The organism is Massilia sp. BAP21 (assembly GCF_057801335.1).
The window spans coordinates 1,368,759-1,381,715 of record NZ_CM173596.1 but is presented as its reverse complement, the minus strand read 5'-3'; the positions used below and the strand labels follow the sequence as shown (position 1 = coordinate 1,381,715).

At 64.6% G+C, this 12,957-nt stretch carries 11 protein-coding genes; 4 read left to right on the top strand and 7 right to left on the bottom strand.

The window, feature by feature from the left end:
* The first annotated feature begins 60 nt into the window (after positions 1-60).
* The 4 genes from ACWYRN_RS06040 to ACWYRN_RS06025 all read left to right on the top strand — a co-directional run bounded on the left by ACWYRN_RS06040 (position 61) and on the right by ACWYRN_RS06025 (position 5,782).
* Entirely contained in the window at positions 61-564 is a 504-nt protein-coding gene (locus ACWYRN_RS06040; RefSeq protein WP_488691605.1) for a YqaA family protein, read from the top strand.
* Positions 565-891: 327 nt separating this feature from the next.
* Positions 892-4,911, top strand: a complete 4,020-nt coding sequence (locus tag ACWYRN_RS06035) for a DUF3683 domain-containing protein (protein ID WP_488691604.1) — start codon at positions 892-894, stop codon at positions 4,909-4,911.
* Positions 4,908-5,357: an HIT family protein gene (locus ACWYRN_RS06030; protein ID WP_488691603.1), complete on the top strand. Its 450-nt coding sequence runs from the start codon at positions 4,908-4,910 to the stop codon at positions 5,355-5,357. Before ACWYRN_RS06035 ends, ACWYRN_RS06030 begins: the two co-directional genes overlap by 4 nt.
* An 8-nt stretch (positions 5,358-5,365) precedes the next feature.
* Positions 5,366-5,782 (top strand): gamma-butyrobetaine hydroxylase family protein, encoded by a 417-nt coding sequence (locus ACWYRN_RS06025; RefSeq protein WP_488691602.1) that lies wholly within the window; start codon positions 5,366-5,368, stop codon positions 5,780-5,782.
* 338 nt (positions 5,783-6,120) lie between these two features.
* Here ACWYRN_RS06025 and ACWYRN_RS06020 read toward each other — a convergent pair whose 3' ends face one another.
* The 7 genes from ACWYRN_RS06020 to ACWYRN_RS05990 form a co-directional block, all read right to left on the bottom strand.
* Positions 6,121-6,324, bottom strand: a complete 204-nt coding sequence (locus ACWYRN_RS06020; protein WP_229437690.1) for a cold-shock protein — start codon at positions 6,322-6,324, stop codon at positions 6,121-6,123.
* A gap of 202 nt (positions 6,325-6,526) precedes the next feature.
* Complete coding sequence (locus ACWYRN_RS06015) at positions 6,527-7,243, bottom strand: LytR/AlgR family response regulator transcription factor (RefSeq protein ID WP_488691601.1); 717 nt, start codon at positions 7,241-7,243, stop codon at positions 6,527-6,529.
* Positions 7,240-8,361: a sensor histidine kinase gene (locus ACWYRN_RS06010; protein ID WP_488691600.1), complete on the bottom strand. Its 1,122-nt coding sequence runs from the start codon at positions 8,359-8,361 to the stop codon at positions 7,240-7,242. Before ACWYRN_RS06010 ends, ACWYRN_RS06015 begins: the two co-directional genes overlap by 4 nt.
* 32 nt (positions 8,362-8,393) lie before the next feature.
* The gene (locus ACWYRN_RS06005) at positions 8,394-10,394 is read right to left on the bottom strand and encodes a M13 family metallopeptidase (RefSeq protein WP_488691599.1); all 2,001 of its coding nucleotides are present in this window, start codon (positions 10,392-10,394) and stop codon (positions 8,394-8,396) included.
* 174 nt (positions 10,395-10,568) lie between these two features.
* Positions 10,569-11,276 (bottom strand): hypothetical protein, encoded by a 708-nt coding sequence (locus ACWYRN_RS06000; protein ID WP_488691598.1) that lies wholly within the window; start codon positions 11,274-11,276, stop codon positions 10,569-10,571.
* 17 nt (positions 11,277-11,293) lie between these two features.
* Positions 11,294-12,148: a hypothetical protein gene (locus ACWYRN_RS05995; RefSeq protein WP_488691597.1), complete on the bottom strand. Its 855-nt coding sequence runs from the start codon at positions 12,146-12,148 to the stop codon at positions 11,294-11,296.
* A gap of 34 nt (positions 12,149-12,182) precedes the next feature.
* Complete coding sequence (locus ACWYRN_RS05990; protein WP_488691596.1) at positions 12,183-12,956, bottom strand: hypothetical protein; 774 nt, start codon at positions 12,954-12,956, stop codon at positions 12,183-12,185.
* Position 12,957 lies beyond the last annotated feature (1 nt).

The following is a 12,957-nucleotide window of genomic DNA, read 5'->3' as shown; positions in this document are numbered from 1 at the left end:
GTCGAGGGCGATAGATTTTCCTCATTATAATGGACCGCTCTAACTCCTCAATGGCCACCGATGATCGAAACCGCCGTCCTCTGGCTGCTCAAGGTTCTTGCCGCTCCCTCAGTCGGGCTCACGTCGGTATTTCTCATCGCATTCGTGTCGGCTACCCTGGTGCCGCTCGGTTCCGAGCCGGCCGTGTTTGCCGTCGTCAAGGCGAATCCCGCCATGTTCTGGCCGGCGATCCTGGTGGCCACCGTCGGCAATACGCTGGGCGGCGTGCTGAACTACGGCATCGGCTACCGCGCGAAAATCGCCTTTGCCAAGGAGCGCCAGAGCCGCTGGTTCGGCTGGTTGCGCCGCTTCGGCGCCAAGACCATGCTGCTGTCCTGGGTGCCTGGCGTCGGCGACCCGCTGTGCACCCTGGCCGGCTGGCTGCACCTGCCGTTCTGGCCCAGCGTGATGTACATGGCGATCGGCAAGTTCGCGCGCTACCTCACCATGACCGTCGTGTTGCTGTATGTGCCTGACGGTTTCTGGAAGCGTGTCGGCGACCTGATCACGCAAATCACCGGCTGAGCGTAGGGTGGACGGCTCCACCCGAGATGGGGCGGTGACTGCATGTGCGCCGTCCACGCGTCCAGCCAGTGCCTGCATGGCAGTGCCATGGCAAGAACGTGCGTTGAGCGCGTGGACGGCGAAGCCGTCCACCCTACGGTCGCGATCGCTCCAAGGCTAATCTTCCTTGCCAAAGAAGCGTTCCATGCAAAGGAAATTTGCATGCGCAGCACCGGATGCAAATTTTGTTGCTCAGCAGGCCTGCGCAGATTCCTCGCAGCCCAGCGTTGTGCGCCGCAATAAGCTAGAATGGTTGTCCTTCGGGCCAGTCCAACATCGATCCCATCCATGAACGCCCCAGCACACATCCATACGCTCCTCGCCGACAACGCGCCGGCCCGCCTGCGCGAAATTCCTTATAACTACACCTCGTTTTCCGACCGCGAGATCGTGATCCGCCTGCTGGGCGAATCGTGCTGGCAGCTGCTCGACGAGCTGCGCGGCGCGCGCCAGACCGGCCGCTCTGCGCGCATGCTGTACGAGGTGCTGGGCGATATCTGGGTGGTGCGCCGCAATCCGTATTTGCAGGACGACTTGCTGGACAACCCGAAGCGGCGCCAGAAACTGATCGACGCCTTGCACCACCGCCTGGCCGAAGTGGATAAACGCCGCATCACCGTGGATGCCAGCGAAGGCGACGCCGGTTCCAGTGCAGATTCGGCCGCCAGCCGCAGCGCCGCCGTCGAACAGTTGCTGCAGGCCGCACGCAAGGCCGTCGACGACTTCGGCCGCGAATTCCGCGACATGTACGACTTGCGCAAGCGCGCCCGCGCCGTGCTCGGCGCCTACACCGACAAGCGCAACATCCGCTTCGACGGCATGCACCGCGTCTCGCACGTCACCGACGCCACCGACTGGCGCGTCGAATACCCCTTCCTGGTGCTGGTGCCCGACAGCGAAGAGGAAATGGCAGGCCTCGTCAAAGGCTGCATCGAACTCGGACTGACCATCATCCCGCGCGGCGGCGGCACCGGCTACACCGGCGGCGCGATTCCATTGAGCCCGATGTCGGCCGTGATCAACACCGAAAAGCTGATCGCCCTGGGCGAAGTCGAGATGACGCGCCTGCCCGGCCTGGACCGCGACTACGCCACCATCTACACCGGCGCCGGCGTGGTCACCCAGCGCGTGTCGCAGGCCGCCGAAAAGGCCGGCTTCGTGTTCGCGGTCGACCCGACCTCGGCTCACGCCTCCTGCATCGGCGGCAACATCGCCATGAACGCGGGCGGCAAGAAGGCCGTCCTGTGGGGCACGGCGCTGGATAACCTGGCGTCCTGGCGCATGGTCGACCCGAACGGCGACTGGCTCGAAGTCACGCGCATCGACCACAACCTCGGCAAAATCCACGACGCGCCAACCGCCGTGTTCAAGCTCGAATGGACCCATCCGTCGACCAAAGGCGCGCCAAAGGGCGAACCCTTCCGCACCGAGACGCTGACGATTGAAGGCCGCAAGTTCCGCAAGGAAGGCCTGGGCAAGGACGTCACGGATAAATTCCTGGCCGGCCTGCCGGGCGTGCAGAAAGAGGGCACCGATGGCCTGATCACCTCGGGCCGCTGGATCCTGCACAAGATGCCGAAGTTCACGCGCACCGTGGCGCTGGAATTCTTCGGCCAGGCGCGCGATGCGATCCCGTCGATCGTCGAGATCAAGGATTACCTCGACAGCCTGCCGAAAAGCGGCAAGCCGGAATTCGAGACACTGCGTCTCGCCGGCCTCGAACATCTGGATGAACGCTACCTGCGCGCGGTCGGCTATGCCACCAAATCCAAGCGCGGCACGCTGCCGAAAATGGCGCTGTTCGGCGACATCGTTGGCGACGACGAAAATGCGGTGGCCATGGCCGCCTCGGAAGTGGTGCGCATCGCGAACACCCGTGTCGGCGAAGGCTTTGTCGCCGTCAGCCCGGAAGCGCGCAAGAAGTTCTGGCTCGACCGCGCGCGCACCGCGGCCATCGCCCGCCATACCAACGCCTTCAAGATCAACGAAGACGTGGTGATTCCCCTGAACCGCATGGGCGAATACACAGACGGCATCGAGCGCATCAACGTCGAGCTGTCGATCAAGAACAAGCTGCAGCTGGCCGAGCAGCTGCACACCTATCTCTCGGGCGGCAACCTGCCGCTCGAAAAAAGCGACGACGCCACTGGCGACACCGTGGCGCGCGACGAGATCATGGGCGACCGCCCGCAGCAGGCCGTGGCGCTGGTGGAACAGGTTGGTGCGCGCTGGGCCTTCATCCTGGCCAATCTCGACCAGCCGCTGCGCGGCGTGCACGCCAAGCTCGACGAACTCGGCCTGGGCCACCTGTCCGCCGGTTTCGACAGCCGCATCGGCCGCCACCCGGATACGACCCTGTTCGACGTGGTCCAGGACCACACGCTGCGCATCTCGTGGAAGCAGGACCTGCGCGCGCCGCTGCGCCAGATCTTCAATGGCGCCGCGTATAAATGCATCCTCGACGAGACCGTCGCCATCCACAAGCGGGTGCTGCGTTCGCGCGTCTTCGTGGCCCTGCACATGCACGCCGGCGACGGCAACGTGCACACGAACCTGCCGGTGAACTCGGACGACTACGCGATGCTGCAGGATGCGCACAAGGCGGTCGAGCGCATCATGAAGCTGGCCCGTTCGCTGGACGGCGTGATCTCGGGCGAACACGGCATCGGCATCACCAAGCTCGAATTCCTCACCGACGAAGAAATCCGCGAATTCCGCGACTACAAGCAGCGCGTCGACCCGGAAGGCCGCTTCAACAAGGGCAAGCTCCTGAACACCACGGCGGTGGCGGCCGACCTGACCAACGCCTACACGCCGTCGTTCGGCCTGATGGGCCACGAGTCGCTGATCATGCAGCAGAGCGACATTGGCGAGATTGCCAACTCCATCAAGGACTGCCTGCGCTGCGGGAAGTGCAAACCGGTCTGCACGACGCACGTGCCGCAATCGAACTTGCTGTACTCGCCGCGCGACAAGATCCTGGCGACGTCCGCCCTGATCGAAGCCTTCCTGTACGAAGAACAGACCCGGCGCGGCGTGTCGATCCGCCACTGGGAAGAGTTCGAGGACGTGTCCGACCACTGCACCGTGTGCCACAAGTGCGTCACGCCGTGCCCGGTGAACATCGACTTCGGCGACGTCTCGATGAACATGCGGAATTTGCTGCGCAAGATGGACAAGCGCAGCTTCAAGCCGGCCAACCGCGCGGCGATGTTCTTCCTGAACGCGACCGACCCGACCACCATCAACGCCACGCGCCAGGCGATGGTCGGCTTCGGCTTCAAGGCCCAGCGCCTCGGCAACAAGCTGCTGCGCGGCTTCGCCAAGGACCAGGTGAAGGCGCCGCCGCCGACCACCGGCAAGGCGCCGGTGCGCGAGCAGGTGATCCACTTCATCAACAAGAAAATGCCGGGCAATCTGCCGAAGAAGACCGCGCGCGCACTGCTGGATATCGAGGACGACAAGGTCATCCCGATCATCCGCAACCCGAAGGCGACGAATGCCGACACCGAGGCCGTGTTCTACTTCCCCGGCTGCGGTTCCGAGCGTTTGTTCTCGCAGGTCGGTTTGGCGACCCAGGCGATGCTGTGGGAAGTGGGCGTGCAGACCGTGCTGCCGCCGGGTTACCTGTGCTGCGGCTATCCCCAGCGCGGCGCCGGCCAGTACGACAAGGCCGACAAGATGATGACCGATAACCGCGTGCTGTTCCACCGCATGGCGAACACGCTGAACTACCTCGACATCAAGACCGTGCTGGTCTCCTGCGGCACCTGCTACGACCAGCTTGCGACCTACGAGTTCGAGAAGATCTTCCCCGGCTGCCGCATCATGGACATCCACGAATACCTGCTGGAGAAGGGCGTCAAGCTCGAAGGCGTGAACGGCGTGCGCTACATGTACCACGACCCCTGCCACACGCCGATGAAGATGCAGGATTCGGTGAAGACCGTGAACGCGCTGGTGCAGACCGTGGACAACGTGAAGATCGAGAAGAACGACCGCTGCTGCGGCGAGTCCGGCACCTTTGCGATTACCCGCCCCGACATCGCCACCCAGGTGCGCTACCGCAAGGAGAACGAGATCCAGAAGGGCGCCGCCAAGCTGCGCGAAGACGGCTTCGAGGGCGAGGTCAAGGTGCTGACCAGCTGCCCATCCTGCCTGCAGGGCCTGTCGCGCTACAATGCCGACGCCGGCACCAGCGCCGACTACATCGTGGTCGAGATCGCGAAACACCTGCTGGGCGAGAACTGGCTGCCGGACTACGTGGCACGTGCCAACAACGGCGGTATCGAAAGGGTATTGGTATGACGAGTACGCCGATCCGCGAACCGGGCTGCGAACTGTGCGACCTGGCCGCGCCCATGACGGTGTACGCCGACAGCAAGCTGTCGGTGATCATCGTCGACGACGCCAACTATCCCGGCTTTTGCCGCGTAATCTGGCGCGACCACGTGCGCGAGATGAGCGACCTGGCGCGCGAGGATCGCCTGCAGCTGAACGAAGCCGTGTACCAGGTCGAGCAGGCCGTGCGCGAGGTGATGGCGCCTACCAAGGTCAACGTGGCCAGCCTGGGCAACGTGGTGCCGCACCTGCACTGGCACGTGATCCCGCGCTACACTGACGATGCGCACTTCCCCGCGCCCGTGTGGGCCGCGGCCGTGCGCCAGACCGAACAGGAAACGCTCGCTGCACGCCGCGCGCTGCTGCCCGAGCTCGCCGACGCGATTGCGCGGCGCATGAACCAACAAGGATGAACACAGCAATGCCACAACCAACCGACCTGGCCGTCCGCCAGAAATCCCGCATCCTCGAGATCACGTTCGACGACGGCAAGACCTTCTCGATTCCCTTCGAACTGATGCGCGTGTATTCGCCTTCGGCCGAAGTGATGGGCCACGGCCCGGGCCAAGAAACCCTGCAAGTGGGCAAACGCGAGGTCAGCGTGACGGGCGTGGAACCGGTCGGCAACTACGCCATCAAACCGCTGTTCGACGATGGCCACGGCAGCGGGATCTTTACCTGGGCGTATCTGTACAAGCTGGGCAGCGAGCAGGACACGCTGTGGGCAGACTACATGGGGCGCCTGCATGCCGCCGGTTTCGAAGGCGACAGCGGCCGCGAGCCGGGCAAGGTGCTGCCGGGGGCGAAGGTGCGCAGTGGGTGTGGTCACAACCACTAATGCCACATCGGCCTGCGGCCTCGACCGTACGGTGGGCACCCCGTGCCCACGCGGTTACGTGCGTATCCGTTGTCTACTGCTGTGATGACTCGCTCCGCGGCGTATCCATGATTTGAGGCGCTAACGAGACGCTTTTGAATCCGCCAACAATGTACATCGTTCGCGTCAAAAACATGATCTACCACTGATCATGCTTCCGCGTGGGCACGGGGTGCCCACCGTACGGTTGAAGCCGTCGCGATAAGAGCGCCAACGATAATCCCCGCCCCAAACAAAAAAGCCAGCTTGCGCTGGCTTTTTCGTTTCAACAAAGCCGGCCGAGGCCGGCATCGCCGATATTACGCTGGCTGGATGTTCGCAGCTTGCTTGCCCTTCGGACCAGTGGTGATCTCGAAAGTCACGCGCTGGTTTTCGGCCAGCGACTTGAAGCCTTGTGCGTTGATCGCCGAGAAGTGCGCGAACACGTCTTCACCGCCGCCGTCAGGCGTGATGAAACCAAAACCTTTTGCATCGTTGAACCATTTAACGGTACCGCTCGTCATTTTGTTACTCCCCTAAAGTTATTAGTTGTTATGCCTTGCCTGAACTACTGGTGTGAACGGATGACGTTTAGCGCCGTACTCAACAAAGCAGATTTATTATAGGGATAAGTTTGCTTTCGTGAAGCACAATTTGCATATCTTTTATTGCCGAGTTGGGTTGTAACGACATCTCGGCAGTCAATTAAATCTGTAAGGCAACGATTCAGAGGCTCATTGTTTCTTTCAACTGTGCAGCGTTGCGCCGCGATATCTCCAGTTTCTTCCCGTTATCAAGTGTCAGGATGTAGGCTGCCTCCATCCCTTCCTCGATCGCGGCAATCGCAGCCAGGTTCACGATGTGCTGGCGGCTGACGCGGAAAAACAGATGGCGCGGCAAGCGTTCCTCGATGCTGCCAAGCGACTTCTTCACATAGGCATGGGTCTGGTCGAAATACACCTGCACGTGGTTCTTGCAACTCTCGAAGCAGCGAATCGACGCCAGAGGCACCATGTGCGCGCGGTCCCCATCCTTGATGAAGATGCGGCTGTGCGCCTCCAGCGGAGCCTGTACCGCGTCCGGCGGCGCAGGCAGGGCGCGCATCTCCAGCTTGCGCACGGCCTGCGCCAGCCGCTCGGCGCTCACCGGCTTGAGCAGGTAATCGACCGTATCGAACTCGAAGGAGCGCACCGCATACTCGGCATGCGCCGTGGTGAACACGATGCGCGGGTGGGTGTCCAGCTGCGCCAGCAGATCGAAGGCATTGGCTCCGGCCATCTGGATATCGAGGAACAGCACGTCGGGGCAGGTGGCGCGGATCAGCGGCAAGGCGATGTCCGGATGGTCCGCCTCGCCCACCACTTCGATGCCCGCATGCGCACCCAGCATGCGCACCAGGCCCTGGCGCGCCAGGCGCGCGTCTTCCACCACGAAGGCCTTCATGGCGCCGTCTCCAGCGGCAGGGCCAGCGCCACGCGGTAGCTGGCGCCGCTGTCGTGCGACGCATGCCAGGCCCGCTCGCCGTACAGCAGGCCGAGACGCTGCGCGAGGTGGCGCATGCCTATTCCCATTCCCGTTTCGAGGCCGCCGTGGCCGCCATGTGCCGGCTTGTCGTTGACCACCTCCAGGCGCAGCAGCGCGCCATCCTGCCTGCCGCTCAGGTGCAAGGCGCCGCCCTCGCGCAGCGGCTCGATGCCGTGCTTGACTGCGTTCTCGGCCAGCATCTGCAACAGCAGCGGCGGCACCAGGCAGGCATCGAGCTGCGGCGGAATGTCGATGCGCACGCGCAGCCGCTCTTCCAGCCCGGCGCCGGCGATGGCCAGGTAGCGCTCGACGATCGCGCGCTCCTCGGCCAGCGGCACCTTGCGCCGCTCGTCGCCCGCCAGCGAATAGCGCAGGATCTCCGACAGGCCGACCAGCATGGCATCGGCGCGCTGCGCATCCTCGTGGATCATGAAGCGGATGTTGTTGAGCGAATTGAACAGGAAGTGAGGATTCAACTGGTTCGACAGGCTGCGCAGCTGTGTTTCGTGCAGGGCGTTCTGCAGGTGCGCCGTCTGCAGGGCGCCCTCGCGCGCATCGCGGCTGCCGGTAAAGCTGATGTAAATGAAGATCCACGCGCAGATGAAGACCTGCGCCTGCAGACTGGCCCCGTAGATGGTGCGCAGCAGGTAAGCCAACGGGTCCAGCGTCATGTCGTACTTCGCGTAATACACGGCCACGTCGTCCCAGAAGAAGGGCAGCGTCATGGCCGCCACGCTGGCCGTCACCAGCACCGCCGCGGCGCTGGCGTAGACCACCGCCAGCAGCACCAGCCGCCCCATGCCCATGCTCTTCCAGCCGCGCCGCCGGTACAGCCAGCGAAACGCCAGCACGGCCAGCGTGTAGGGCGGCAGCCAGAGCAGGGTAGAGACCCCGTCGAGCAGGGCCAGGGGACTCCACAGCACGACGGTGAGCAGCGTGACCGCCATGCAGAAGGCGCCCGCGCCCAGGTGATAGAACCAGAATTGCCGGCTGGCCGGAAAGAAGCGGATGCCCATGGTCGTTGTTTGTTGTGTCATGGCAAGGTGATGGCGCAGTATAGCGTTGGCCATCACCACACCCGCAGGCGCGCGGCCGGCGCCAGGTACATGGCGTCTCCCGGGCGGGTGCTAAAGGCGTCGTGGAAAGCGTCGAGCTGCATGGCCGGGAAGTTAGCGCGCAGCGCTGGCGGCGCATGCGGGTCGCTCGTCAGCAGCTGCAGGGTGCGTTCGTCGCGCCGCTTCACCGCCCATTGCTGGGCATAGGCCAGGAAGAAACGCTGTGCGCCGCTGCGCCCGCCGATCACGGGCCCCGGCTTGCCGCCCAGCGCATGCTGGTAGGCGCGCCAGGCCAGCTGCAGGCCCATCAGGTCGGCCATGTTCTCGGACAAGGTCAGCCTGCCGTTCACGCGCGTGCCGGGCAGCGCCTCCAGCGCATCGAAGCGTGCCGCCAGGCGCTTGCCGAACGCATCGAAGGCGGCATGGTCGGCGGCTGTCCACCAGTCGCGCTGCACGCCGCGGCTGTCGAACTGGGAGCCGGTTGCGTCAAAAGCGTGGCTGATCTCGTGCGCAATCAGGGCGCCGACGCCGCCGTAGTTGGACGCATCGTCGGCCGCCGCATCGAAGAAGGGCGCCTGCAGGATGGCGGCCGGCAGGTTGATCTCGTTGAGCATCGGATCGTAGAAGGCGTTCGCCTCCAGCGGGCTCATGGCCCAGGCGCCGCGTTCGACCGCGGTGCCGGATAGGGCGGCGAGGCGCAGCCATTCGTGGCGGCGCGCGCGGTTACGGTTGCCGAGGGCGTCGCCGGGTTCGATGGCAAGCGTGCCGTAGTCGCGCCATGTAGCCGGATAGCCGACCTTGGCGCGCATGCCGGCGATCTTCGCCTGCGCCTCCTTACGGGCCTGGGTACCGAGCCAGGGGATGTGGACGACCGCTTCGCTTGCGGCGCGTTGCAGTTGCGCCGTCATGGCTTCGACACGCGCCTTGTGCCCGGGCGGGAAGTGACGCGCCATGTAGAGCGCACCGAGACCGTCGCCCAGCGCCTCGGTGAGGGCGTCGAGCGCGCGTTCGTCCTGCGGCATCGGGGCTGGCTGGCCGCCAAGGGCTTTGCCGCGGAATTCGAAGTGCGCGGCGCGGAACGGCGCCGGCAGCAGCGGCGCCGACACATCCAGCAGGCGCAGGCGGAAGTACAGCTTCCAGTCGTCCAGCGGCAGGCCGCGCTGCAAGGCCGCGATGGCGCCAGCCGCTGCCGGCTGGACCAGGTTCACCGCGTGGCCTTCGGGTATTGCCGAAGCCTGCAAAAAGGCATCCCAGGCCAGGCCGGGCGCCCATTGCGCAAGCTGGTGTGCGTCGAGCGAGCGCACATGCGCCGGGTTCATCGCCTCGGCCGCCGGCACGTGGGCCTGCGCCAGGCGCGTTTCCAGCGCCAGCACGCGCCGCGCGGCCGCCTGCGGTTGCGGCTCGCCGGCCAGCTGCGCCAGCGTCTCCAGATAGCGCAGATAGGCCGCCCGCGCCGACAGCAGGCGCGCATCCCGGCCCAGGTAATAGTCGCGCTCGGGCAGGCCGAGGCCGCCTTGCATCACGAGCACCCGGTTGCGCGTCGGGTCCTTGAAGTCGGCAAAGCCGCCCCACAGCCACAGCGGCGTCTTGAGGATGCCCTGTACCTGGCCCTGCCAGCGCGCCAGGTCGCCAACCGTGCGGATCGCGTCGATCGCGTCCAGCTGCGCGCGCAGCGGCGCCAGACCTGCGCGGTCGATCGCGGCCAGGTCGCGCACGCTGTCATGGAAGTCGACCAGCTTGCGTTCGATGCTGCCGGGTGCTTGCGGATGCGCGCGCAGGCCGTCGACGATGGCGCGCACGCGGGCGTTGACGCTGGCCGGCAGGTCGGCGCCGTAGACTTCGCTGCGTTCGGCGGGGATCGCGGTGGCGGCCAGCCAGGCGCCATTTGCGGCGCGGAACAGATCGTCGTTGGCGCGCGTGGCCGGGTCCAGGCGGGCGGTGTCGAGCGCGGTGGCGGGAAGGGTGATGCAGGCAGCAAGCAGGAGCAGAGGCAAGCGGCAAGGGCGAAGGCGCATGGCGGTCATCGATGTTGGTTGAGGAAGCGCCAGTATCGGGACGGTCCGGGCCGCGCAGGAAAAAAGGTGCCGAACGGTCCTGGAAGCGGACGAACGGCAGCCGGCTGGTTTCCGTATGGCGTACGGGGGGAATGACGCTGCGCAGCCGCTTCGCCGACAGACTGAGACGGCGCGTCAGGGCAAGGGCGCCGCTGCGCCTGTCTTGTCCGCCTCGGCCGCTGCGAACAGCAGGGCACGGATGCGTTTGCGCTCGCCGTGTGTCTGCTTCTCCGGCGCCGTACGCTGCGCCAGTTGGCCAGCCAGCGTACGCAGGATGTGGCCTCGTTCCCGGCCGGCCGGCAGCAGCACATACCGATCGACCCAACCCGGCTCGCCGGTCTGCCAGCCGCCGCGCACATACACTTCCGGCTGGACGCCACCGGCGCTTATGCTGTCCATGTCGTAGTCGGGGGCAACGACCAGGTAAGCCTGCCCGCCGCCCGGCGAGCGCAGCAGGTAGGGAAATAACTGCAGCGCGGTCTCGAACGCCGCCCATTTCTTGCCGGTGGCACGCAGGAAGCGATGCCCGAGCGTGCGCATGCCGGGCGAGTCGCTGCCGCTCAGCCGCTCTACCCAGAACTCCATCAGCACGCAGGTGCCGCTGCCATCGAGGTCGATGTAGCGGCGCCGGATGTTGTAGCGCGCGTGGGATTCCTTCAGGCGCGGCGGCGCGGCCAGGCGCGGCTTCGCGCAGGCGCTTGCATCGGCCAGCACCAGGCCGGTTCCAGGCGGCGCTGCCTGCGCACCGATGGCGGCGTGCGACGCACCAGGCGCGGATGCCGCAGATCCGCTCAACAGGAAAAGGCCGAGCAGGCCGGACAGGGACAGGATCGACCAGCGCATTGTCGGAACGCCGATACTCAGCGCTTGCAGCGCGCCAGCAGGTAGCGCGACACGGCGCCGTACAGCTCGGGGGATGAGCGCTGCGGGCTGTCCGGGTTGCAGGCCTGCGCGATCTCGTCTTCCTCGATCTCGTGATCGAAGCGATCCAGCGCATCCTCCGGCACCGCGTCCTTTGCCGAGGGGATGCGGGCGCCGTGCGTCTTGAAGAAGGCGTACACCTCGGCCGCTTTCGATCCGGGCTCCCATTTGTCCAGGAGGCGCAGGCTCTGCCGGCCGGCATCCCATGCCAGGATGCGGTAGCCGGGCAGGCTGTCGCGTCGCACGTGGCGATTGTAGAAAGCGCTGACCAGGTAATTCACCCTGTTCTTCGCATCATGGATGACGCTGACCTCTTCGCCGAACAAATAGTGCGCCTGCTGTTCGTTCGTCTTGCCAAAGCCCAGTTCATCCGGCTTGTTGGCCGGTACCGTGGCGCCAACGCGCAGCCAGCCCTTCTTGCGGCCGAAATAGAGCGTATTGATGGAATCGCGGTCGCCTCCGCTCGACAGGGCAGAAGCCGCATGGAGGTACCAGTCGCACATGCCGTCGTTGTCGAGGTCGATCTTCGAAAACGCAAACCAGGTGTGGTTCGAGGCGCCATCGACCCTTTCCCAGCCATTGCCGCTCACGGCATGGTCGCCGGGCTTTGCGTCCCGTACCCAGGCGAATTCCTTTTCCTTCCTGGCCAGTGCCTGGTATTTGTCCGGCAGCGGCTTCCCGGGCGGCATGCGGCAATCCGGCATGTCGAGCGTGAGTTGCATGCTTGCGCCCTGCGCCGTGGCGGTAGCGGCGGCGAGGATCAGTCCATTTAAAAACAGGCAGATTTTTTTCATCAGGTATCGGGGCTCGCCAGGAATGAGGCGGTTTTCATTGCACATGATTGGTGTCGTGTCCGGCGCGGCCGACTTCCGCTTGCACCCAGGGTGCGCACACAAAAATCTCCAGGGGATGTTCTTCGTTTTTTATATCGGGGCGCAGGAAATCCTGGTTGGCATACTGCCCTCGACAGAATTCCTTCTGCCAAAAACGCATGACGAAGGCATAGTCGTGCTTTGACACTTCCTGAGGCATATCGAACTCGTGATTCCATCTGTAAATTCGATAGCTTCCCGGATTGCCCCAGAAGTCGGGATAGGCGCTGGAAAATCCGGCGAAGTAAGGCACAGTGCCTTCGGCTGCATACGCGACAAGCACCGGCGCCATTCCCGTTACAGCACCTGGCATTACCAGGCCTTCCGGGACGGGCAGCTTCCTTTTCCAGAACGATTCCAGGCGCTTCATGTTCCCGAAAGATCTGGCGCCTTCCGGTGTTCCCAACAAAATGGCTTCCCTTGCCCGGTATTCGGGTAATTGCGTATTCGTCGGATAGGGTAGGGAAATGATCCAGTCGCACCAGCCGTCACCATTCAGATCGATATTGCTTGCCGGCGTGGCGACGCTTTCGGTGCGTATCGTTTCCTTGGTCCTGGGCGCTGGACGGCCGGCGCCCTTGCATTGAACAGGCGGGCGCACACTCAGGTGCGAAAATGATAGCGACTCCGCTTGCACGGGCTGAAACGTAAGGAAGAGGCACGCCAATGCCAGTCTCGATGCATTCATCTTGCCGGCATCGCTACCTGCTTGAATCCCGTGTTCGAACATG